The organism is Pseudonocardia sp. Ae717_Ps2 (assembly GCF_001932475.1).
Lineage (GTDB): Bacteria > Actinomycetota > Actinomycetes > Mycobacteriales > Pseudonocardiaceae > Pseudonocardia.
Map to the genome: position 1 here is coordinate 12982 of NZ_MCIS01000004.1, position 20059 is coordinate 33040.

Sequence of the window (20059 nt, forward strand, 5' to 3'; positions counted from 1 at the left end):
GGGCCGGGGCCGTGGTCGAGCGGGGGTCAGTTGCTCAGCGGGCGATGAGGGCGGCGACCGCGGTAGTGACGGCGACACCAACAGGGATCTGCACCTGGTGGTGGACGGCCTGATCCATCAGGGCGCGACCGTTCACTCCGTGATCAGCCAGGCCGTGGAACCGCTTCTGTCGGCCGATCCGGGCGCCGTGCTCGTCACGCTGGCGACCCGGGATCGCGGCAAACCGAGCGAGCAGACGGCCGTCATCGATCACCGCATGCACCACGCCCTCCGCCACCACGCCGGTGAGCTGGGCCAGCCACGGGACCCGGACACCGGCAGTCCGGTAGAACGCCCACTTCGTGACGGCCTGCGCCGCGGCATAGGTGGAGGCGTGCAGAGCAAGTTCCCGGCGACCCTGCCCGGTGCGGTGCTGCTTGTGGGCCGACATGCAGTCGTCCTGGGCCAAGTAGTCCCCGCCGTGATGACCCAGCAGGGCCCCCAGCGCCGTCAGGACGGTGATCGCGATCCGCTCGGACATGCCTTTGCTCCTTGATCAGCTAGCGACAGCGGTGGAGGTGGTCGACACGAGTGCGCCGGTGAAAGCCCAGCCGTCGCAGCGGGGGCACTGATCCGGCAGGCGGCCGCCGTCGTCCGGGATCTCCTCGGCGTGCTGGCACGAGGTGCAGGTCAGCACCACCAGCACGAGGCCCATCTGGCCGTCGAGCACCGGCCACCGGCGGCCCGCCATCACGCGGCCTGCTCGTTCTTCCGGCCCGAGCCGCCGATCGGGCGGATCGCGTCGGCGCGGTAGTAGACCTGCGCCCCGACGACCTTGTCCTCACCGGTGTTCTTGTCCTTGATCGTCTTGTCCATCACGCCGACCTCGAAGCCGACCAGCTCGCAGGGCATCCCGGGCTGAAACCCGTGGCGCGGGTCCTCGTGCGACGCGATCGTCACGTTCAGCACCGAAAACGACGGCCGCCCGAACGCCTGGAACCCCACCGTGACCTGGGCAACCCACTTCGGGGTGCCGTTCCGCAAGCACTCCTGATCGGTGTCGCTGCCGAACTTCAGCTTCGGCGCCAGGTCCATGACCATCACCATCGTGAAACTCGTCGGGTCGATCTTGAAGTTCATCGGGCCCTGGTTCGACATGCGCATCTCCCATGTTTTTCGATCCGCCACTCCGGGGCCAGACCGTCCTGTGGTTCTTGTCCTCAGTTCGCAGCCTCGAAGGTCTGGACGTCTGGACTGATAGAACTACCGTAGCATGAGTCCCCTCAAAGGTCTAGACGTATGAATCAGAGGAGGTCAGACGATGGCCCGGAAGTACGAGAAGATCGCCCGCGAGCTGCGAGAAAGGATCACCAACGGCACCTATCCGCCGGGGTCGACCCTCCCCGCACTCCCCGAGTTGATGGCGACGTACGAGGTAGCGCGGGAGACCGTGCGCAGCGCGGTGTCGGCCCTTGCCAACGAGGGCCTGGTGACGCCGCTGTCAGGTGTCGGAACAGTCGTGCGCGACCTCGGCACCGTGGACATGCACAGCCAGCCCGGAGACGCGCATCCCGCGTGGGGGAGCACCACCGGGGATGACTCAAAGATCGAGACCGTCGAGGCGTCCTACGACGTCGCGAACCACGAAGTAGCGCAGCGCCTCGGCATTGGCCGGGGGGATCGGGTTGTCCACCGAGTCCGGCGGTACTACAAGGGCCGCCACATCGTGTTGCTGCACGATCAGTGGCTCCCAGGCGAGGTAGGTGCGCGAATCCACTCAGAGACCGGGTACGACCCGGCCGACAAGGACGCCCACGAGCGGACCGACCTGTACTCGTTCATGCGCGAGGCCGGATACCAGCCTGCACAGACAACCGAACGAGTGAGCACTCGGATGCCTGACCCGGACGAACGGGACGTCATGTCGATCCCGCCTGGCGTACCCGTGCTGATCACGCTGCGGACCACGCGCGACGCGAGCCAGATCGAGCTGGAAACCAGCACCTTCGTAGCAACTGGTGATCGAGCAGAGCAGACCTACACAGTGGCGATGTAGGTTCCTGGCCAATCGCGGCAGAGCCCCCATCGCCGCGGTTGGCCGGCCAGTCCGGCACTCATCAGTTGTCAGTAATACCTGACTGGCAACGTCAGGGCTTCTTGACAGCATTGCCAAGCTGTCCTGACAGTTAATTGTCAGGCTATCTTGACGATTGGTTATTTCGCCAGGCAAGCTTGACTGACAGTGTCAAGGAAGGATGACTGACAAATGGCTCCCGTGAAGGACTTGAGCGGCCCCTGGAACGTCACCACCACGCATCCGGCTGCCGGTGAGCACGAGGGTCACGCGCTGGGGATCGTCGCCGGGCAGGACGACGAGCCGATCAGCAACGACACCGTGGAAGTGCACGTGCGGTACGCGTCGTGCTCGTGCGGGTGGTCCGGCCAGCTGCGCACCGCCCCCGGTGCCCGCGAGCAGCCTCTGCGGACCCGCCGGTACCGGGCTCAGACCCGGGAGGTCCTGCGCCCCGAGTGGGATGCCCACGTCGGTCAGTGGCTCCCTGAGCCGCTGTCGGCCCCGGACCCAACCGAAGACACCCCCGCCGCCCCGCCGGAGCCGCAGGGAGCATCTGAGCGTCCACAGCGACGGCGGCCGAGCAAGCGCGCCAAGCCGGTCGAGCCGACGGCCGCGCCGGAAGCCGCGGCCGTCGTCGTCGAGGACCAGGCGGTGCCCGAGCCCGACCCCGGAGCTCGTCTAGTCGAGGCCGCTGCCGTCGCCGGTACCGCAGCCGCCGCTGCCCGCCGAGCGAACGACGCCCTCACCGACGCCGTACGCGAAGCGCGCCAAGCCGGGATCTCCTGGGCCAAGATCGGCGCCGCCACGTCGATGAGCCGCCAGGCCGCACACGAGCGCTGGCGCGTCCTCTGACCACAGCCCGTCACTGACCCAGATCAAGATCAAATGCACCACCGCACCACCGCACCACCGCACCACCGCACCACCGCACCACCGCACCTATGCATCACATGGTCTTGAAGGCCGCGTAGCCACCCACCGTGTTCAGCTGCATCGTCGTCGTATCGACGACACGGCGTTTCCTTAGGAAAACGCCTAACTTGGGTCCGCCGGAGGCGCCCACCCAGACCACGCCCCTGGCCGAAGATCATCAGATGATGCATAGGTCCTGGCGGTCCTGGCGGTCCTGGCCGTCGCCCTCAGAGCGCCGTAGCGGGCCGGTAGTAGCTCCGGCGCCGTTCCCGGCGCTGTTCGGGGTCTTCGGCCGCGAGCGCGGCTTTGAGCCACGCAAACGGGGCGTCTCCGGGGTCGAGCTGGACGGCGCGTTCGGTGGTGTCAGCCTCGAACTCGAAGGCCAGGCCCCGGGCGTCGAGCCAGGCGCGCGCGGCGGGAACTCCGCCGTGGCGAGTCGCGATGATCAGGTCCTCCGCGACCGGGTAGATCTTCTTCCAGCTCCGGGCCGGGAGGACTCCTGCCAGCTCTCCACCTCCGTCTTCTTCGGCGATCTCCTCGTCCTTGACCTCGGTGACCCCGCAGCGCTGCTTGAGGCCGTTGGACCACACGAGCTGCTGCATGCCGTGGCTGCCCTGTTCCCACTCCTGCCAGAGCGCGACGTCGCGCTCGTTGCCGGTGTCGATCGCGTCGGCGAGGATCTGGAACGGCGTGCGGGAGCCGCGCTTGCCGCGCTTCCACCGGCCACCGGCGGTCTCGAAGGCCAGCTTCGAGATGTACTTGCCCATCTTCTCCACCGCGCCGTTACCGACCCGCACGTCGATGCCGTGCTCGGCGGTGGCGCTCATGCCCTTCTTCGCCAGCCCCGCGGCCCAGCGGGTGTAGACCTCGCAGGTCAGAGCAGGAATCTCCGCGCTCACATCGGTCGGGAAGATCAACAGGGCGTGGATGTGGAGGTGCCAGCCGTTGAGGTCGGTGTGGGTGCCCTCCACTCCCCGGACATAGTCCATGTCCAGGTCCGTCTTCCACCGCTTCCACCCCCGCGACTGTGTGAGGTGTCGCCACGCCGCGCTCAGCGCTCGGCGAAGTTCGCGCAGGCTGTGGCCCCGGTGGTGGCGCATCGTCAGGGTCAGCAGTGCGACCGTGCCCCCCCGGTCGGCGTTCCAGTTGATCAGCTGTTCGAGATCCTTCGAGCGGCGCGCACTGATCTTGGCCGAGCACACCGGGCACGCCCACACGCTGCCGCAGGTCGCCAGGCCGCCGAAGCCTGCGGTGCCCGGTTCCCCCTCCGGTCCGGGCGTGTGGTGCAACGAGACCTCTCCACCCTCGTTGGTCGAGACCCGACCGCACTTCTTGACCCGCGACAGGCTCGTGATCGCGGCCAGCTCCCGGCGAGCCCGGTACTTGTCGCGTAGCGCCTGATCCTGGCGGTCCCAGAAGGCCCCCGCGTGGTCCTGACCTGCGGTGGCCGCACTTTTCGCGTCGTTACCAAGCGCGGCCGCCGAAGGGCGCACCGAAGCCAGCGCGGCCGTCACCGCACACCGCCACGACGACGACGGCCGTGTCCGGCACCCGGCAGAGCCGGGCACCGGCCCGCCTCAGCCTCCGGCCGGCGGGCCGGGCCCGGCACTGCCAAGCGCACACCTACGGCGACGCCGACAAACGGTCCGGTGCCAGCTGCGAGGGCGTGGTGCCCTCCCTCGAACCGGCCGAGGATCGAATGCTGATCAGAACCCGTCAAGGGCGGCTGCGCCGTCGCTCCGCGATCTTCGACCCTTGACTGAACCTGCCCAGCCTTCAAGCGGCCTATATCGAGGAAGGGCAGGCGTCGAGACGGGCTGTGGAGCCGCTGGGGCGAGCCGCTGCCTGTTTCCGGGGTGGGGAAGTGCCCTCGTCGCGTAGCGCCGCGCTGGGGGGCTCTAGGTACGCTGTGGGTAGCCACGTTGGCCGGTGCTCCGATCGCTTCGCAGGGTGACCATTTCCGGCCGACGTGCGGGCCCCCGGGATGCCAGTCCTGGGGGCTCACTTCTGTGTCGACCTGGTTGCTAACTCTGGCCTGATCAGGCCGCTACCTCGTGGAGGCGCGCCGCGCCGTCCGCGATCTCGTCCCAGTAGCGGGCGTAGTCGGCGTCCTCCGAGGGGCCCATCAGCCGCGGTCCGCGGACCCGGCCCAACGGCCGGGCGGGTGCCTGGACCAGCGCGACCCCGGGCGGGGCGAGCTGGTGCTCCTCGAGGTGATCGCGGGCGGACTGGCCGTGGAGCATCACCAGGGCCTCCGGGTCGTCGAGCCGGAAGCTGATCCGCAGGCCGAGCTGACCGCGCTCGAAACCACCGACGACGGTCGCGTCCGCGCGCTGGGTGACCACCATCAGCCGCAGGCCCGCCTTGTGTCCCTCGGAGACCAGGCGGCCGTAGAGCGCGAGGAGCTGCTCACGCATCTTCGGCTGGCCCTTCTCGACCGGGGCCGTCGACGCCAGGCGCAGCAGCCCGGCGAACTCTTCGAGCACGACCACGATCAGCGGGAACCCGGCATGGAAGCGGGTGAACTTGTCCCGGCGAGGCGGCAGGTTCCGGATCCGGGTGTCCATCTCCGCGACCAGGCGGACCAGCAGATCCCGGTGTGCCTCAACGTCGGCCGACCCGGTGGCCTGCCACTCGTGGTGCCGGGTACCCACGTAGGGACGGCCCAGAAGCAACCCAGACAGGTCAGACCCCGCGATCAGGACATCGTCGAGGCGGGCGAGCTGCGCCAGCGCCGAATAGCACCACACGCTCTTGCCCGAGCGGGTCGCGCCCTGAATGCAGACGTGCGGCCCCTCCACCCAGGACTGGCGCAGAGGGTTGCCGAGCTCGTCTCGGGCGATGGTGATCTCCACGTCGGAGACCGACAGCCCGCGGCCGGCCAACGGAGCCGGGACCTCGCCGTCGAGGGGGTCGCCGATCAGCAGCTCGATCCGGACCCACTCCGATCCGCGCGGGTAGACCCGGATCCGGTCATAGCCCAGCGCCGCCGCGATCCGCCGCGACGCCTCGTCAGCACGGAAGTCCTCGATGAGCTGGCCGTGGATCTTGCGCACCACCAGCACCGGGTCCGGCCCCGACAGGTCCGCCCGGGCCAGGGTCGGGATGACGATCGTGGTGCCGGAGGCGACCTGCACCGTGTGCGAGAGCCCCGGAACCCGCTCACAGACCCGGCGCCACGGGTTCACCAGCCGGTCGACGAAACTCGCGGGCGGCCCGATCCTCGGCGCGCTGCCTGCTCCACATGATCAGTGCTCCTGTCGTGAAGACGGCCCCGGTCCGGGAGGGGGTTCTCCGGGCCGGGGCCGTGGTCGAGCGGGGGTCAGTTGCTCAGCGGGCGATGAGGGCGGCGACCGCGGTAGTGACGGCGACACCAACAGGGATCTGCACCTGGTGGTGGACGGCCTGATCCATCAGGGCGCGACCGTTCACTCCGTGATCAGCCAGGCCGTGGAACCGCTTCTGTCGGCCGATCCGGGCGCCGTGCTCGTCACGCTGGCGACCCGGGATCGCGGCAAACCGAGCGAGCAGACGGCCGTCATCGATCACCGCATGCACCACGCCCTCCGCCACCACGCCGGTGAGCTGGGCCAGCCACGGGACCCGGACACCGGCAGTCCGGTAGAACGCCCACTTCGTGACGGCCTGCGCCGCGGCATAGGTGGAGGCGTGCAGAGCAAGTTCCCGGCGACCCTGCCCGGTGCGGTGCTGCTTGTGGGCCGACATGCAGTCGTCCTGGGCCAAGTAGTCCCCGCCGTGATGACCCAGCAGGGCCCCCAGCGCCGTCAGGACGGTGATCGCGATCCGCTCGGACATGCCTTTGCTCCTTGATCAGCTAGCGACAGCGGTGGAGGTGGTCGACACGAGTGCGCCGGTGAAAGCCCAGCCGTCGCAGCGGGGGCACTGATCCGGCAGGCGGCCGCCGTCGTCCGGGATCTCCTCGGCGTGCTGGCACGAGGTGCAGGTCAGCACCACCAGCACGAGGCCCATCTGGCCGTCGAGCACCGGCCACCGGCGGCCCGCCATCACGCGGCCTGCTCGTTCTTCCGGCCCGAGCCGCCGATCGGGCGGGATCGCGTCGGCGCGGGTAGTAGACCTGCGCCCCGACGACCTTGTCCCTCACCGGTGTTCTTGTCCTTGATCGTCTTGTCCATCACGCCGACCTCGAAGCCGACCAGCTCGCAGGGCATCCCGGGCTGAAACCCGTGGCGCGGGTCCTCGTGCGACGCGATCGTCACGTTCAGCACCGAAAACGACGGCCGCCCGAACGCCTGGAACCCCACCGTGACCTGGGCAACCCACTTCGGGGTGCCGTTCCGCAAGCACTCCTGATCGGTGTCGCTGCCGAACTTCAGCTTCGGCGCCAGGTCCATGACCATCACCATCGTGAAACTCGTCGGGTCGATCTTGAAGTTCATCGGGCCCTGGTTCGACATGCGCATCTCCCATGTTTTTCGATCCGCCACTCCGGGGCCAGACCGTCCTGTGGTTCTTGTCCTCAGTTCGCAGCCTCGAAGGTCTGGACGTCTGGACTGATAGAACTACCGTAGCATGATCCCCTCAAAGGTCTAGACGTATGAATCAGAGGAGGTCAGACGATGGCCCGGAAGTACGAGAAGATCGCCCGCGAGCTGCGAGAAAGGATCACCAACGGCACCTATCCGCCGGGGTCGACCCTCCCCGCACTCCCCGAGTTGATGGCGACGTACGAGGTAGCGCGGGAGACCGTGGCGCAGCGCGGGTGTCGGCCCTTGCCAACGAGGGCCTGGTGACGCCGCTGTCAGGTGTCGGAACAGTCGTGCGCGACCTCGGCACCGTGGACATGCACAGCCAGCCCGGAGACGCGCATCCCGCGTGGGGGAGCACCACCGGGGATGACTCAAAGATCGAGACCGTCGAGGCGTCCTACGACGTCGCGAACCACGAAGTAGCGCAGCGCCTCGGCATTGGCCGGGGGATCGGGTTGTCCACCGAGTCCGGCGGTACTACAAGGGCCGCCACATCGTGTTGCTGCACGATCAGTGGCTCCCAGGCGAGGTAGGTGCGCGAATCCACTCAGAGACCGGGTACGACCCGGCCGACAAGGACGCCCACGAGCGGACCGACCTGTACTCGTTCATGCGCGAGGCCGGATACCAGCCTGCACAGACAACCGAACGAGTGAGCACTCGGATGCCTGACCCGGACGAACGGGACGTCATGTCGATCCCGCCTGGCGTACCCGTGCTGATCACGCTGCGGACCACGCGCGACGCGACCAGATCGAGCTGGAAACCAGCACCTTCGTAGCAACTGGTGATCGAGCAGAGCAGACCTACACAGTGGCGATGTAGGTTCCTGGCCAATCGCGGCAGAGCCCCCATCGCCGCGGTTGGCCGGCCAGTCCGGCACTCATCAGTTGTCAGTAATACCTGACTGGCAACGTCAGGGCTTCTTGACAGCATTGCCAAGCTGTCCTGACAGTTAATTGTCAGGCTATCTTGACGATTGGTTATTTCGCCAGGCAAGCTTGACTGACAGTGTCAAGGAAGGATGACTGACAAATGGCTCCCGTGAAGGACTTGAGCGGCCCCTGGAACGTCACCACCACGCATCCGGCTGCCGGTGAGCACGAGGGTCACGCGCTGGGGATCGTCGCCGGGCAGGACGACGAGCCGATCAGCAACGACACCGTGGAAGTGCACGTGCGGTACGCGTCGTGCTCGTGCGGGTGGTCCGGCCAGCTGCGCACCGCCCCCGGTGCCCGCGAGCAGCCTCTGCGGACCCGCCGGTACCGGGCTCAGACCCGGGAGGTCCTGCGCCCCGAGTGGGATGCCCACGTCGGTCAGTGGCTCCCTGAGCCGCTGTCGGCCCCGGACCCAACCGAAGACACCCCCGCCGCCCCGCCGGAGCCGCAGGGAGCATCTGAGCGTCCACAGCGACGGCGGCCGAGCAAGCGCGCCAAGCCGGTCGAGCCGACGGCCGCGCCGGAAGCCGCGGCCGTCGTCGTCGAGGACCAGGCGGTGCCCGAGCCCGACCCCGGAGCTCGTCTAGTCGAGGCCGCTGCCGTCGCCGGTACCGCAGCCGCCGCTGCCCGCCGAGCGAACGACGCCCTCACCGACGCCGTACGCGAAGCGCGCCAAGCCGGGATCTCCTGGGCCAAGATCGGCGCCGCCACGTCGATGAGCCGCCAGGCCGCACACGAGCGCTGGCGCGTCCTCTGACCACAGCCCGTCACTGACCCAGATCAAGATCAAATGCACCACCGCACCACCGCACCACCGCACCACCGCACCACCGCACCTATGCATCACATGGTCTTGAAGGCCGCGTAGCCACCCACCGTGTTCAGCTGCATCGTCGTCGTATCGACGACACGGCGTTTCCTTAGGAAAACGCCTAACTTGGGTCCGCCGGAGGCGCCCACCCAGACCACGCCCCTGGCCGAAGATCATCAGATGATGCATAGGTCCTGGCGGTCCTGGCGGTCCTGGCCGTCGCCCTCAGAGCGCCGTAGCGGGCCGGTAGTAGCTCCGGCGCCGTTCCCGGCGCTGTTCGGGGTCTTCGGCCGCGAGCGCGGCTTTGAGCCACGCAAACGGGGCGTCTCCGGGGTCGAGCTGGACGGCGCGTTCGGTGGTGTCAGCCTCGAACTCGAAGGCCAGGCCCCGGGCGTCGAGCCAGGCGCGCGCGGCGGGAACTCCGCCGTGGCGAGTCGCGATGATCAGGTCCTCCGCGACCGGGTAGATCTTCTTCCAGCTCCGGGCCGGGAGGACTCCTGCCAGCTCTCCACCTCCGTCTTCTTCGGCGATCTCCTCGTCCTTGACCTCGGTGACCCCGCAGCGCTGCTTGAGGCCGTTGGACCACACGAGCTGCTGCATGCCGTGGCTGCCCTGTTCCCACTCCTGCCAGAGCGCGACGTCGCGCTCGTTGCCGGTGTCGATCGCGTCGGCGAGGATCTGGAACGGCGTGCGGGAGCCGCGCTTGCCGCGCTTCCACCGGCCACCGGCGGTCTCGAAGGCCAGCTTCGAGATGTACTTGCCCATCTTCTCCACCGCGCCGTTACCGACCCGCACGTCGATGCCGTGCTCGGCGGTGGCGCTCATGCCCTTCTTCGCCAGCCCCGCGGCCCAGCGGGTGTAGACCTCGCAGGTCAGAGCAGGAATCTCCGCGCTCACATCGGTCGGGAAGATCAACAGGGCGTGGATGTGGAGGTGCCAGCCGTTGAGGTCGGTGTGGGTGCCCTCCACTCCCCGGACATAGTCCATGTCCAGGTCCGTCTTCCACCGCTTCCACCCCCGCGACTGTGTGAGGTGTCGCCACGCCGCGCTCAGCGCTCGGCGAAGTTCGCGCAGGCTGTGGCCCCGGTGGTGGCGCATCGTCAGGGTCAGCAGTGCGACCGTGCCCCCCCGGTCGGCGTTCCAGTTGATCAGCTGTTCGAGATCCTTCGAGCGGCGCGCACTGATCTTGGCCGAGCACACCGGGCACGCCCACACGCTGCCGCAGGTCGCCAGGCCGCCGAAGCCTGCGGTGCCCGGTTCCCCCTCCGGTCCGGGCGTGTGGTGCAACGAGACCTCTCCACCCTCGTTGGTCGAGACCCGACCGCACTTCTTGACCCGCGACAGGCTCGTGATCGCGGCCAGCTCCCGGCGAGCCCGGTACTTGTCGCGTAGCGCCTGATCCTGGCGGTCCCAGAAGGCCCCCGCGTGGTCCTGACCTGCGGTGGCCGCACTTTTCGCGTCGTTACCAAGCGCGGCCGCCGAAGGGCGCACCGAAGCCAGCGCGGCCGTCACCGCACACCGCCACGACGACGACGGCCGTGTCCGGCACCCGGCAGAGCCGGGCACCGGCCCGCCTCAGCCTCCGGCCGGCGGGCCGGGCCCGGCACTGCCAAGCGCACACCTACGGCGACGCCGACAAACGGTCCGGTGCCAGCTGCGAGGGCGTGGTGCCCTCCCTCGAACCGGCCGAGGATCGAATGCTGATCAGAACCCGTCAAGGGCGGCTGCGCCGTCGCTCCGCGATCTTCGACCCTTGACTGAACCTGCCCAGCCTTCAAGCGGCCTATATCGAGGAAGGGCAGGCGTCGAGACGGGCTGTGGAGCCGCTGGGGCGAGCCGCTGCCTGTTTCCGGGGTGGGGAAGTGCCCTCGTCGCGTAGCGCCGCGCTGGGGGGCTCTAGGTACGCTGTGGGTAGCCACGTTGGCCGGTGCTCCGATCGCTTCGCAGGGTGACCATTTCCGGCCGACGTGCGGGCCCCCGGGATGCCAGTCCTGGGGGCTCACTTCTGTGTCGACCTGGTTGCTAACTCTGGCCTGATCAGGCCGCTACCTCGTGGAGGCGCGCCGCGCCGTCCGCGATCTCGTCCCAGTAGCGGGCGTAGTCGGCGTCCTCCGAGGGGCCCATCAGCCGCGGTCCGCGGACCCGGCCCAACGGCCGGGCGGGTGCCTGGACCAGCGCGACCCCGGGCGGGGCGAGCTGGTGCTCCTCGAGGTGATCGCGGGCGGACTGGCCGTGGAGCATCACCAGGGCCTCCGGGTCGTCGAGCCGGAAGCTGATCCGCAGGCCGAGCTGACCGCGCTCGAAACCACCGACGACGGTCGCGTCCGCGCGCTGGGTGACCACCATCAGCCGCAGGCCCGCCTTGTGTCCCTCGGAGACCAGGCGGCCGTAGAGCGCGAGGAGCTGCTCACGCATCTTCGGCTGGCCCTTCTCGACCGGGGCCGTCGACGCCAGGCGCAGCAGCCCGGCGAACTCTTCGAGCACGACCACGATCAGCGGGAACCCGGCATGGAAGCGGGTGAACTTGTCCCGGCGAGGCGGCAGGTTCCGGATCCGGGTGTCCATCTCCGCGACCAGGCGGACCAGCAGATCCCGGTGTGCCTCAACGTCGGCCGACCCGGTGGCCTGCCACTCGTGGTGCCGGGTACCCACGTAGGGACGGCCCAGAAGCAACCCAGACAGGTCAGACCCCGCGATCAGGACATCGTCGAGGCGGGCGAGCTGCGCCAGCGCCGAATAGCACCACACGCTCTTGCCCGAGCGGGTCGCGCCCTGAATGCAGACGTGCGGCCCCTCCACCCAGGACTGGCGCAGAGGGTTGCCGAGCTCGTCTCGGGCGATGGTGATCTCCACGTCGGAGACCGACAGCCCGCGGCCGGCCAACGGAGCCGGGACCTCGCCGTCGAGGGGGTCGCCGATCAGCAGCTCGATCCGGACCCACTCCGATCCGCGCGGGTAGACCCGGATCCGGTCATAGCCCAGCGCCGCCGCGATCCGCCGCGACGCCTCGTCAGCACGGAAGTCCTCGATGAGCTGGCCGTGGATCTTGCGCACCACCAGCACCGGGTCCGGCCCCGACAGGTCCGCCCGGGCCAGGGTCGGGATGACGATCGTGGTGCCGGAGGCGACCTGCACCGTGTGCGAGAGCCCCGGAACCCGCTCACAGACCCGGCGCCACGGGTTCACCAGCCGGTCGACGAACTCGCGGGCGGCCCGATCCTCGGCGCGCTGCCTGCTCCACATGATCAGTGCTCCTGTCGTGAAGACGGCCCCGGTCCGGGAGGGGGTTCTCCGGGCCGGGGCCGTGGTCGAGCGGGGGTCAGTTGCTCAGCGGGCGATGAGGGCGGCGACCGCGGTAGTGACGGCGACACCAACAGGGATCTGCACCTGGTGGTGGACGGCCTGATCCATCAGGGCGCGACCGTTCACTCCGTGATCAGCCAGGCCGTGGAACCGCTTCTGTCGGCCGATCCGGGCGCCGTGCTCGTCACGCTGGCGACCCGGGATCGCGGCAAACCGAGCGAGCAGACGGCCGTCATCGATCACCGCATGCACCACGCCCTCCGCCACCACGCCGGTGAGCTGGGCCAGCCACGGGACCCGGACACCGGCAGTCCGGTAGAACGCCCACTTCGTGACGGCCTGCGCCGCGGCATAGGTGGAGGCGTGCAGAGCAAGTTCCCGGCGACCCTGCCCGGTGCGGTGCTGCTTGTGGGCCGACATGCAGTCGTCCTGGGCCAAGTAGTCCCCGCCGTGATGACCCAGCAGGGCCCCCAGCGCCGTCAGGACGGTGATCGCGATCCGCTCGGACATGCCTTTGCTCCTTGATCAGCTAGCGACAGCGGTGGAGGTGGTCGACACGAGTGCGCCGGTGAAAGCCCAGCCGTCGCAGCGGGGGCACTGATCCGGCAGGCGGCCGCCGTCGTCCGGGATCTCCTCGGCGTGCTGGCACGAGGTGCAGGTCAGCACCACCAGCACGAGGCCCATCTGGCCGTCGAGCACCGGCCACCGGCGGCCCGCCATCACGCGGCCTGCTCGTTCTTCCGGCCCGAGCCGCCGATCGGGCGGATCGCGTCGGCGCGGTAGTAGACCTGCGCCCCGACGACCTTGTCCTCACCGGTGTTCTTGTCCTTGATCGTCTTGTCCATCACGCCGACCTCGAAGCCGACCAGCTCGCAGGGCATCCCGGGCTGAAACCCGTGGCGCGGGTCCTCGTGCGACGCGATCGTCACGTTCAGCACCGAAAACGACGGCCGCCCGAACGCCTGGAACCCCACCGTGACCTGGGCAACCCACTTCGGGGTGCCGTTCCGCAAGCACTCCTGATCGGTGTCGCTGCCGAACTTCAGCTTCGGCGCCAGGTCCATGACCATCACCATCGTGAAACTCGTCGGGTCGATCTTGAAGTTCATCGGGCCCTGGTTCGACATGCGCATCTCCCATGTTTTTCGATCCGCCACTCCGGGGCCAGACCGTCCTGTGGTTCTTGTCCTCAGTTCGCAGCCTCGAAGGTCTGGACGTCTGGACTGATAGAACTACCGTAGCATGAGTCCCCTCAAAGGTCTAGACGTATGAATCAGAGGAGGTCAGACGATGGCCCGGAAGTACGAGAAGATCGCCCGCGAGCTGCGAGAAAGGATCACCAACGGCACCTATCCGCCGGGGTCGACCCTCCCCGCACTCCCCGAGTTGATGGCGACGTACGAGGTAGCGCGGGAGACCGTGCGCAGCGCGGTGTCGGCCCTTGCCAACGAGGGCCTGGTGACGCCGCTGTCAGGTGTCGGAACAGTCGTGCGCGACCTCGGCACCGTGGACATGCACAGCCAGCCCGGAGACGCGCATCCCGCGTGGGGGAGCACCACCGGGGATGACTCAAAGATCGAGACCGTCGAGGCGTCCTACGACGTCGCGAACCACGAAGTAGCGCAGCGCCTCGGCATTGGCCGGGGGGATCGGGTTGTCCACCGAGTCCGGCGGTACTACAAGGGCCGCCACATCGTGTTGCTGCACGATCAGTGGCTCCCAGGCGAGGTAGGTGCGCGAATCCACTCAGAGACCGGGTACGACCCGGCCGACAAGGACGCCCACGAGCGGACCGACCTGTACTCGTTCATGCGCGAGGCCGGATACCAGCCTGCACAGACAACCGAACGAGTGAGCACTCGGATGCCTGACCCGGACGAACGGGACGTCATGTCGATCCCGCCTGGCGTACCCGTGCTGATCACGCTGCGGACCACGCGCGACGCGAGCCAGATCGAGCTGGAAACCAGCACCTTCGTAGCAACTGGTGATCGAGCAGAGCAGACCTACACAGTGGCGATGTAGGTTCCTGGCCAATCGCGGCAGAGCCCCCATCGCCGCGGTTGGCCGGCCAGTCCGGCACTCATCAGTTGTCAGTAATACCTGACTGGCAACGTCAGGGCTTCTTGACAGCATTGCCAAGCTGTCCTGACAGTTAATTGTCAGGCTATCTTGACGATTGGTTATTTCGCCAGGCAAGCTTGACTGACAGTGTCAAGGAAGGATGACTGACAAATGGCTCCCGTGAAGGACTTGAGCGGCCCCTGGAACGTCACCACCACGCATCCGGCTGCCGGTGAGCACGAGGGTCACGCGCTGGGGATCGTCGCCGGGCAGGACGACGAGCCGATCAGCAACGACACCGTGGAAGTGCACGTGCGGTACGCGTCGTGCTCGTGCGGGTGGTCCGGCCAGCTGCGCACCGCCCCCGGTGCCCGCGAGCAGCCTCTGCGGACCCGCCGGTACCGGGCTCAGACCCGGGAGGTCCTGCGCCCCGAGTGGGATGCCCACGTCGGTCAGTGGCTCCCTGAGCCGCTGTCGGCCCCGGACCCAACCGAAGACACCCCCGCCGCCCCGCCGGAGCCGCAGGGAGCATCTGAGCGTCCACAGCGACGGCGGCCGAGCAAGCGCGCCAAGCCGGTCGAGCCGACGGCCGCGCCGGAAGCCGCGGCCGTCGTCGTCGAGGACCAGGCGGTGCCCGAGCCCGACCCCGGAGCTCGTCTAGTCGAGGCCGCTGCCGTCGCCGGTACCGCAGCCGCCGCTGCCCGCCGAGCGAACGACGCCCTCACCGACGCCGTACGCGAAGCGCGCCAAGCCGGGATCTCCTGGGCCAAGATCGGCGCCGCCACGTCGATGAGCCGCCAGGCCGCACACGAGCGCTGGCGCGTCCTCTGACCACAGCCCGTCACTGACCCAGATCAAGATCAAATGCACCACCGCACCACCGCACCACCGCACCACCGCACCACCGCACCTATGCATCACATGGTCTTGAAGGCCGCGTAGCCACCCACCGTGTTCAGCTGCATCGTCGTCGTATCGACGACACGGCGTTTCCTTAGGAAAACGCCTAACTTGGGTCCGCCGGAGGCGCCCACCCAGACCACGCCCCTGGCCGAAGATCATCAGATGATGCATAGGTCCTGGCGGTCCTGGCGGTCCTGGCCGTCGCCCTCAGAGCGCCGTAGCGGGCCGGTAGTAGCTCCGGCGCCGTTCCCGGCGCTGTTCGGGGTCTTCGGCCGCGAGCGCGGCTTTGAGCCACGCAAACGGGGCGTCTCCGGGGTCGAGCTGGACGGCGCGTTCGGTGGTGTCAGCCTCGAACTCGAAGGCCAGGCCCCGGGCGTCGAGCCAGGCGCGCGCGGCGGGAACTCCGCCGTGGCGAGTCGCGATGATCAGGTCCTCCGCGACCGGGTAGATCTTCTTCCAGCTCCGGGCCGGGAGGACTCCTGCCAGCTCTCCACCTCCGTCTTCTTCGGCGATCTCCTCGTCCTTGACCTCGGTGACCCCGCAGCGCTGCTTGAGGCCGTTGGACCACACGAGCTGCTGCATGCCGTGGCTGCCCTGTTCCCACTCCTGCCAGAGCGCGACGTCGCGCTCGTTGCCGGTGTCGATCGCGTCGGCGAGGATCTGGAACGGCGTGCGGGAGCCGCGCTTGCCGCGCTTCCACCGGCCACCGGCGGTCTCGAAGGCCAGCTTCGAGATGTACTTGCCCATCTTCTCCACCGCGCCGTTACCGACCCGCACGTCGATGCCGTGCTCGGCGGTGGCGCTCATGCCCTTCTTCGCCAGCCCCGCGGCCCAGCGGGTGTAGACCTCGCAGGTCAGAGCAGGAATCTCCGCGCTCACATCGGTCGGGAAGATCAACAGGGCGTGGATGTGGAGGTGCCAGCCGTTGAGGTCGGTGTGGGTGCCCTCCACTCCCCGGACATAGTCCATGTCCAGGTCCGTCTTCCACCGCTTCCACCCCCGCGACTGTGTGAGGTGTCGCCACGCCGCGCTCAGCGCTCGGCGAAGTTCGCGCAGGCTGTGGCCCCGGTGGTGGCGCATCGTCAGGGTCAGCAGTGCGACCGTGCCCCCCCGGTCGGCGTTCCAGTTGATCAGCTGTTCGAGATCCTTCGAGCGGCGCGCACTGATCTTGGCCGAGCACACCGGGCACGCCCACACGCTGCCGCAGGTCGCCAGGCCGCCGAAGCCTGCGGTGCCCGGTTCCCCCTCCGGTCCGGGCGTGTGGTGCAACGAGACCTCTCCACCCTCGTTGGTCGAGACCCGACCGCACTTCTTGACCCGCGACAGGCTCGTGATCGCGGCCAGCTCCCGGCGAGCCCGGTACTTGTCGCGTAGCGCCTGATCCTGGCGGTCCCAGAAGGCCCCCGCGTGGTCCTGACCTGCGGTGGCCGCACTTTTCGCGTCGTTACCAAGCGCGGCCGCCGAAGGGCGCACCGAAGCCAGCGCGGCCGTCACCGCACACCGCCACGACGACGACGGCCGTGTCCGGCACCCGGCAGAGCCGGGCACCGGCCCGCCTCAGCCTCCGGCCGGCGGGCCGGGCCCGGCACTGCCAAGCGCACACCTACGGCGACGCCGACAAACGGTCCGGTGCCAGCTGCGAGGGCGTGGTGCCCTCCCTCGAACCGGCCGAGGATCGAATGCTGATCAGAACCCGTCAAGGGCGGCTGCGCCGTCGCTCCGCGATCTTCGACCCTTGACTGAACCTGCCCAGCCTTCAAGCGGCCTATATCGAGGAAGGGCAGGCGTCGAGACGGGCTGTGGAGCCGCTGGGGCGAGCCGCTGCCTGTTTCCGGGGTGGGGAAGTGCCCTCGTCGCGTAGCGCCGCGCTGGGGGGCTCTAGGTACGCTGTGGGTAGCCACGTTGGCCGGTGCTCCGATCGCTTCGCAGGGTGACCATTTCCGGCCGACGTGCGGGCCCCCGGGATGCCAGTCCTGGGGGCTCACTTCTGTGTCGACCTGGTTGCTAACTCTGGCCTGATCAGGCCGCTACCTCGTGGAGGCGCGCCGCGCCGTCCGCGATCTCGTCCCAGTAGCGGGCGTAGTCGGCGTCCTCCGAGGGGCCCATCAGCCGCGGTCCGCGGACCCGGCCCAACGGCCGGGCGGGTGCCTGGACCAGCGCGACCCCGGGCGGGGCGAGCTGGTGCTCCTCGAGGTGATCGCGGGCGGACTGGCCGTGGAGCATCACCAGGGCCTCCGGGTCGTCGAGCCGGAAGCTGATCCGCAGGCCGAGCTGACCGCGCTCGAAACCACCGACGACGGTCGCGTCCGCGCGCTGGGTGACCACCATCAGCCGCAGGCCCGCCTTGTGTCCCTCGGAGACCAGGCGGCCGTAGAGCGCGAGGAGCTGCTCACGCATCTTCGGCTGGCCCTTCTCGACCGGGGCCGTCGACGCCAGGCGCAGCAGCCCGGCGAACTCTTCGAGCACGACCACGATCAGCGGGAACCCGGCATGGAAGCGGGTGAACTTGTCCCGGCGAGGCGGCAGGTTCCGGATCCGGGTGTCCATCTCCGCGACCAGGCGGACCAGCAGATCCCGGTGTGCCTCAACGTCGGCCGACCCGGTGGCCTGCCACTCGTGGTGCCGGGTACCCACGTAGGGACGGCCCAGAAGCAACCCAGACAGGTCAGACCCCGCGATCAGGACATCGTCGAGGCGGGCGAGCTGCGCCAGCGCCGAATAGCACCACACGCTCTTGCCCGAGCGGGTCGCGCCCTGAATGCAGACGTGCGGCCCCTCCACCCAGGACTGGCGCAGAGGGTTGCCGAGCTCGTCTCGGGCGATGGTGATCTCCACGTCGGAGACCGACAGCCCGCGGCCGGCCAACGGAGCCGGGACCTCGCCGTCGAGGGGGTCGCCGATCAGCAGCTCGATCCGGACCCACTCCGATCCGCGCGGGTAGACCCGGATCCGGTCATAGCCCAGCGCCGCCGCGATCCGCCGCGACGCCTCGTCAGCACGGAAGTCCTCGATGAGCTGGCCGTGGATCTTGCGCACCACCAGCACCGGGTCCGGCCCCGACAGGTCCGCCCGGGCCAGGGTCGGGATGACGATCGTGGTGCCGGAGGCGACCTGCACCGTGTGCGAGAGCCCCGGAACCCGCTCACAGACCCGGCGCCACGGGTTCACCAGCCGGTCGACGAACTCGCGGGCGGCCCGATCCTCGGCGCGCTGCCTGCTCCACATGATCAGTGCTCCTGTCGTGAAGACGGCCCCGGTCCGGGAGGGGGTTCTCCGGGCCGGGGCCGTGGTCGAGCGGGGGTCAGTTGCTCAGCGGGCGATGAGGGCGGCGACCGCGGTAGTGACGGCGACACCAACAGGGATCTGCACCTGGTGGTGGACGGCCTGATCCATCAGGGCGCGACCGTTCACTCCGTGATCAGCCAGGCCGTGGAACCGCTTCTGTCGGCCGATCCGGGCGCCGTGCTCGTCACGCTGGCGACCCGGGATCGCGGCAAACCGAGCGAGCAGACGGCCGTCATCGATCACCGCATGCACCACGCCCTCCGCCACCACGCCGGTGAGCTGGGCCAGCCACGGGACCCGGACACCGGCAGTCCGGTAGAACGCCCACTTCGTGACGGCCTGCGCCGCGGCATAGGTGGAGGCGTGCAGAGCAAGTTCCCGGCGACCCTGCCCGGTGCGGTGCTGCTTGTGGGCCGACATGCAGTCGTCCTGGGCCAAGTAGTCCCCGCCGTGATGACCCAGCAGGGCCCCCAGCGCCGTCAGGACGGTGATCGCGATCCGCTCGGACATGCCTTTGCTCCTTGATCAGCTAGCGACAGCGGTGGAGGTGGTCGACACGAGTGCGCCGGTGAAAGCCCAGCCGTCGCAGCGGGGGCACTGATCCGGCAGGCGGCCGCCGTCGTCCGGGATCTCCTCGGCGTGCTGGCACGAGGTGCAGGTCAGCACCACCAGCACGAGGCCCATCTGGCCGTCGAGCACCGGCCACCGGCGGCCCGCCATCACGCGGCCTGCTCGTTCTTCCGGCCCGAGCCGCCGATCGGGCGGATCGCGTCGGCGCGGTAGTAGACCTGCGCCCCGACGACCTTGTCCTCACCGGTGTTCTTGTCCTTGATCGTCTTGTCCATCACGCCGACCTCGAAGCCGACCAGCTCGCAGGGCATCCCGGGCTGAAACCCGTGGCGCGGGTCCTCGTGCGACGCGATCGTCACGTTCAGCACCGAAAACGACGGCCGCCCGAACGCCTGGAACCCCACCGTGACCTGGGCAACCCACTTCGGGGTGCCGTTCCGCAAGCACTCCTGATCGGTGTCGCTGCCGAACTTCAGCTTCGGCGCCAGGTCCATGACCATCACCATCGTGAAACTCGTCGGGTCGATCTTGAAGTTCATCGGGCCCTGGTTCGACATGCGCATCTCCCATGTTTTTCGATCCGCCACTCCGGGGCCAGACCGTCCTGTGGTTCTTGTCCTCAGTTCGCAGCCTCGAAGGTCTGGACGTCTGGACTGATAGAACTACCGTAGCATGAGTCCCCTCAAAGGTCTAGACGTATGAATCAGAGGAG

The 20059-nt window shown here is 68.7% G+C and carries 26 protein-coding genes; 8 read left to right on the top strand and 18 right to left on the bottom strand.

The genetic code is table 11. The features are described from left to right. Positions 1-34 precede the first annotated feature (34 nt). From Ae717Ps2_RS29950 to Ae717Ps2_RS29960, 3 genes are read right to left on the bottom strand one after another with little or no spacing between them, the layout of a single operon-like run. Positions 35-520: a DUF3307 domain-containing protein gene (locus Ae717Ps2_RS29950; protein WP_075334488.1), complete on the bottom strand. Its 486-nt coding sequence runs from the start codon at positions 518-520 to the stop codon at positions 35-37. Between the two features lie 15 nt (positions 521-535). Beyond that, entirely contained in the window at positions 536-730 is a 195-nt protein-coding gene (locus Ae717Ps2_RS29955; protein ID WP_075334489.1) for a hypothetical protein, read from the bottom strand. Continuing rightward, complete coding sequence (locus Ae717Ps2_RS29960) at positions 730-1143, bottom strand: hypothetical protein (RefSeq protein ID WP_075334490.1); 414 nt, start codon at positions 1141-1143, stop codon at positions 730-732. The genes Ae717Ps2_RS29955 and Ae717Ps2_RS29960 overlap by 1 nt, the downstream gene beginning before the upstream one ends. A gap of 157 nt (positions 1144-1300) precedes the next feature. Here Ae717Ps2_RS29960 and Ae717Ps2_RS29965 point away from each other — a divergent pair, with 157 nt between their 5' ends. Further along, positions 1301-2035: a GntR family transcriptional regulator gene (locus Ae717Ps2_RS29965; protein ID WP_075334491.1), complete on the top strand. Its 735-nt coding sequence runs from the start codon at positions 1301-1303 to the stop codon at positions 2033-2035. Positions 2036-2245: 210 nt separating this feature from the next. Continuing rightward, entirely contained in the window at positions 2246-2905 is a 660-nt protein-coding gene (locus Ae717Ps2_RS29970) for a hypothetical protein (RefSeq protein ID WP_143510659.1), read from the top strand. A gap of 287 nt (positions 2906-3192) precedes the next feature. Here the strand turns inward: Ae717Ps2_RS29970 and Ae717Ps2_RS29975 are convergent, their stop codons facing one another. The 5 genes from Ae717Ps2_RS29975 to Ae717Ps2_RS29995 form a co-directional block, all read right to left on the bottom strand. Then, on the bottom strand, positions 3193-4479 hold the full coding sequence (locus tag Ae717Ps2_RS29975; RefSeq protein ID WP_143510661.1) for a protein rep: 1287 nt from the start codon (positions 4477-4479) through the stop codon (positions 3193-3195). A gap of 525 nt (positions 4480-5004) precedes the next feature. Continuing rightward, positions 5005-6153, bottom strand: coding sequence for a hypothetical protein (locus tag Ae717Ps2_RS29980; protein ID WP_075334495.1), 1149 nt, complete (start codon positions 6151-6153; stop codon positions 5005-5007). A gap of 142 nt (positions 6154-6295) precedes the next feature. Beyond that, positions 6296-6781, bottom strand: coding sequence for a DUF3307 domain-containing protein (locus tag Ae717Ps2_RS29985; RefSeq protein WP_075334488.1), 486 nt, complete (start codon positions 6779-6781; stop codon positions 6296-6298). A 15-nt stretch (positions 6782-6796) separates the two neighbouring features. Continuing rightward, the gene (locus tag Ae717Ps2_RS29990; RefSeq protein WP_075334489.1) at positions 6797-6991 is read right to left on the bottom strand and encodes a hypothetical protein; all 195 of its coding nucleotides are present in this window, start codon (positions 6989-6991) and stop codon (positions 6797-6799) included. Then, entirely contained in the window at positions 6991-7407 is a 417-nt protein-coding gene (locus Ae717Ps2_RS29995) for a hypothetical protein (RefSeq protein WP_075334496.1), read from the bottom strand. Before Ae717Ps2_RS29995 ends, Ae717Ps2_RS29990 begins: the two co-directional genes overlap by 1 nt. A 156-nt stretch (positions 7408-7563) precedes the next feature. Here Ae717Ps2_RS29995 and Ae717Ps2_RS30000 point away from each other — a divergent pair, with 156 nt between their 5' ends. The 4 genes from Ae717Ps2_RS30000 (at position 7564) to Ae717Ps2_RS30015 (ending at position 9168) form a co-directional block, all read left to right on the top strand. Beyond that, positions 7564-7737 (top strand): GntR family transcriptional regulator, encoded by a 174-nt coding sequence (locus tag Ae717Ps2_RS30000; RefSeq protein ID WP_083702643.1) that lies wholly within the window; start codon positions 7564-7566, stop codon positions 7735-7737. Beyond that, positions 7734-8006: a hypothetical protein gene (locus Ae717Ps2_RS30005; protein WP_143510663.1), complete on the top strand. Its 273-nt coding sequence runs from the start codon at positions 7734-7736 to the stop codon at positions 8004-8006. Before Ae717Ps2_RS30000 ends, Ae717Ps2_RS30005 begins: the two co-directional genes overlap by 4 nt. Next, positions 7970-8254: a UTRA domain-containing protein gene (locus Ae717Ps2_RS30010; protein ID WP_075334498.1), complete on the top strand. Its 285-nt coding sequence runs from the start codon at positions 7970-7972 to the stop codon at positions 8252-8254. The genes Ae717Ps2_RS30005 and Ae717Ps2_RS30010 overlap by 37 nt, the downstream gene beginning before the upstream one ends. Positions 8255-8508: 254 nt before the next feature. Beyond that, positions 8509-9168, top strand: coding sequence for a hypothetical protein (locus Ae717Ps2_RS30015; protein WP_143510659.1), 660 nt, complete (start codon positions 8509-8511; stop codon positions 9166-9168). A gap of 279 nt (positions 9169-9447) precedes the next feature. Here Ae717Ps2_RS30015 and Ae717Ps2_RS30020 read toward each other — a convergent pair whose 3' ends face one another. From Ae717Ps2_RS30020 to Ae717Ps2_RS30040, 5 genes are all read right to left on the bottom strand, one after another. Next, positions 9448-10734, bottom strand: coding sequence for a protein rep (locus tag Ae717Ps2_RS30020; RefSeq protein WP_143510661.1), 1287 nt, complete (start codon positions 10732-10734; stop codon positions 9448-9450). 525 nt (positions 10735-11259) lie between these two features. Continuing rightward, positions 11260-12465, bottom strand: coding sequence for a hypothetical protein (locus Ae717Ps2_RS30025; RefSeq protein ID WP_075334494.1), 1206 nt, complete (start codon positions 12463-12465; stop codon positions 11260-11262). Positions 12466-12549: 84 nt separating this feature from the next. Beyond that, positions 12550-13035: a DUF3307 domain-containing protein gene (locus Ae717Ps2_RS30030; RefSeq protein WP_075334488.1), complete on the bottom strand. Its 486-nt coding sequence runs from the start codon at positions 13033-13035 to the stop codon at positions 12550-12552. Between the two features lie 15 nt (positions 13036-13050). After that, positions 13051-13245 (bottom strand): hypothetical protein, encoded by a 195-nt coding sequence (locus tag Ae717Ps2_RS30035; RefSeq protein WP_075334489.1) that lies wholly within the window; start codon positions 13243-13245, stop codon positions 13051-13053. Next, positions 13245-13658: a hypothetical protein gene (locus Ae717Ps2_RS30040; protein ID WP_075334490.1), complete on the bottom strand. Its 414-nt coding sequence runs from the start codon at positions 13656-13658 to the stop codon at positions 13245-13247. Before Ae717Ps2_RS30040 ends, Ae717Ps2_RS30035 begins: the two co-directional genes overlap by 1 nt. Positions 13659-13815: 157 nt before the next feature. Between Ae717Ps2_RS30040 and Ae717Ps2_RS30045 the strand changes: the two genes are divergently transcribed. Continuing rightward, a complete protein-coding gene (locus Ae717Ps2_RS30045) occupies positions 13816-14550 on the top strand; it encodes a GntR family transcriptional regulator (protein ID WP_075334491.1) in 735 nt (244 codons plus the stop codon). A 210-nt stretch (positions 14551-14760) separates the two neighbouring features. Continuing rightward, entirely contained in the window at positions 14761-15420 is a 660-nt protein-coding gene (locus Ae717Ps2_RS30050; protein WP_143510659.1) for a hypothetical protein, read from the top strand. Positions 15421-15699: 279 nt separating this feature from the next. On the opposite strand, the gene Ae717Ps2_RS30055 is transcribed toward Ae717Ps2_RS30050, so the two are convergent. The 5 genes from Ae717Ps2_RS30055 to Ae717Ps2_RS30075 form a co-directional block, all read right to left on the bottom strand. Beyond that, positions 15700-16986, bottom strand: coding sequence for a protein rep (locus Ae717Ps2_RS30055; protein WP_143510661.1), 1287 nt, complete (start codon positions 16984-16986; stop codon positions 15700-15702). Positions 16987-17511: 525 nt separating this feature from the next. Further along, positions 17512-18717, bottom strand: coding sequence for a hypothetical protein (locus Ae717Ps2_RS30060; protein WP_075334494.1), 1206 nt, complete (start codon positions 18715-18717; stop codon positions 17512-17514). Positions 18718-18801: 84 nt separating this feature from the next. Next, positions 18802-19287 (bottom strand): DUF3307 domain-containing protein, encoded by a 486-nt coding sequence (locus Ae717Ps2_RS30065; protein WP_075334488.1) that lies wholly within the window; start codon positions 19285-19287, stop codon positions 18802-18804. Positions 19288-19302: 15 nt separating this feature from the next. Further along, positions 19303-19497, bottom strand: coding sequence for a hypothetical protein (locus Ae717Ps2_RS30070; RefSeq protein WP_075334489.1), 195 nt, complete (start codon positions 19495-19497; stop codon positions 19303-19305). Beyond that, entirely contained in the window at positions 19497-19910 is a 414-nt protein-coding gene (locus tag Ae717Ps2_RS30075) for a hypothetical protein (RefSeq protein ID WP_075334490.1), read from the bottom strand. Before Ae717Ps2_RS30075 ends, Ae717Ps2_RS30070 begins: the two co-directional genes overlap by 1 nt. Positions 19911-20059 lie beyond the last annotated feature (149 nt).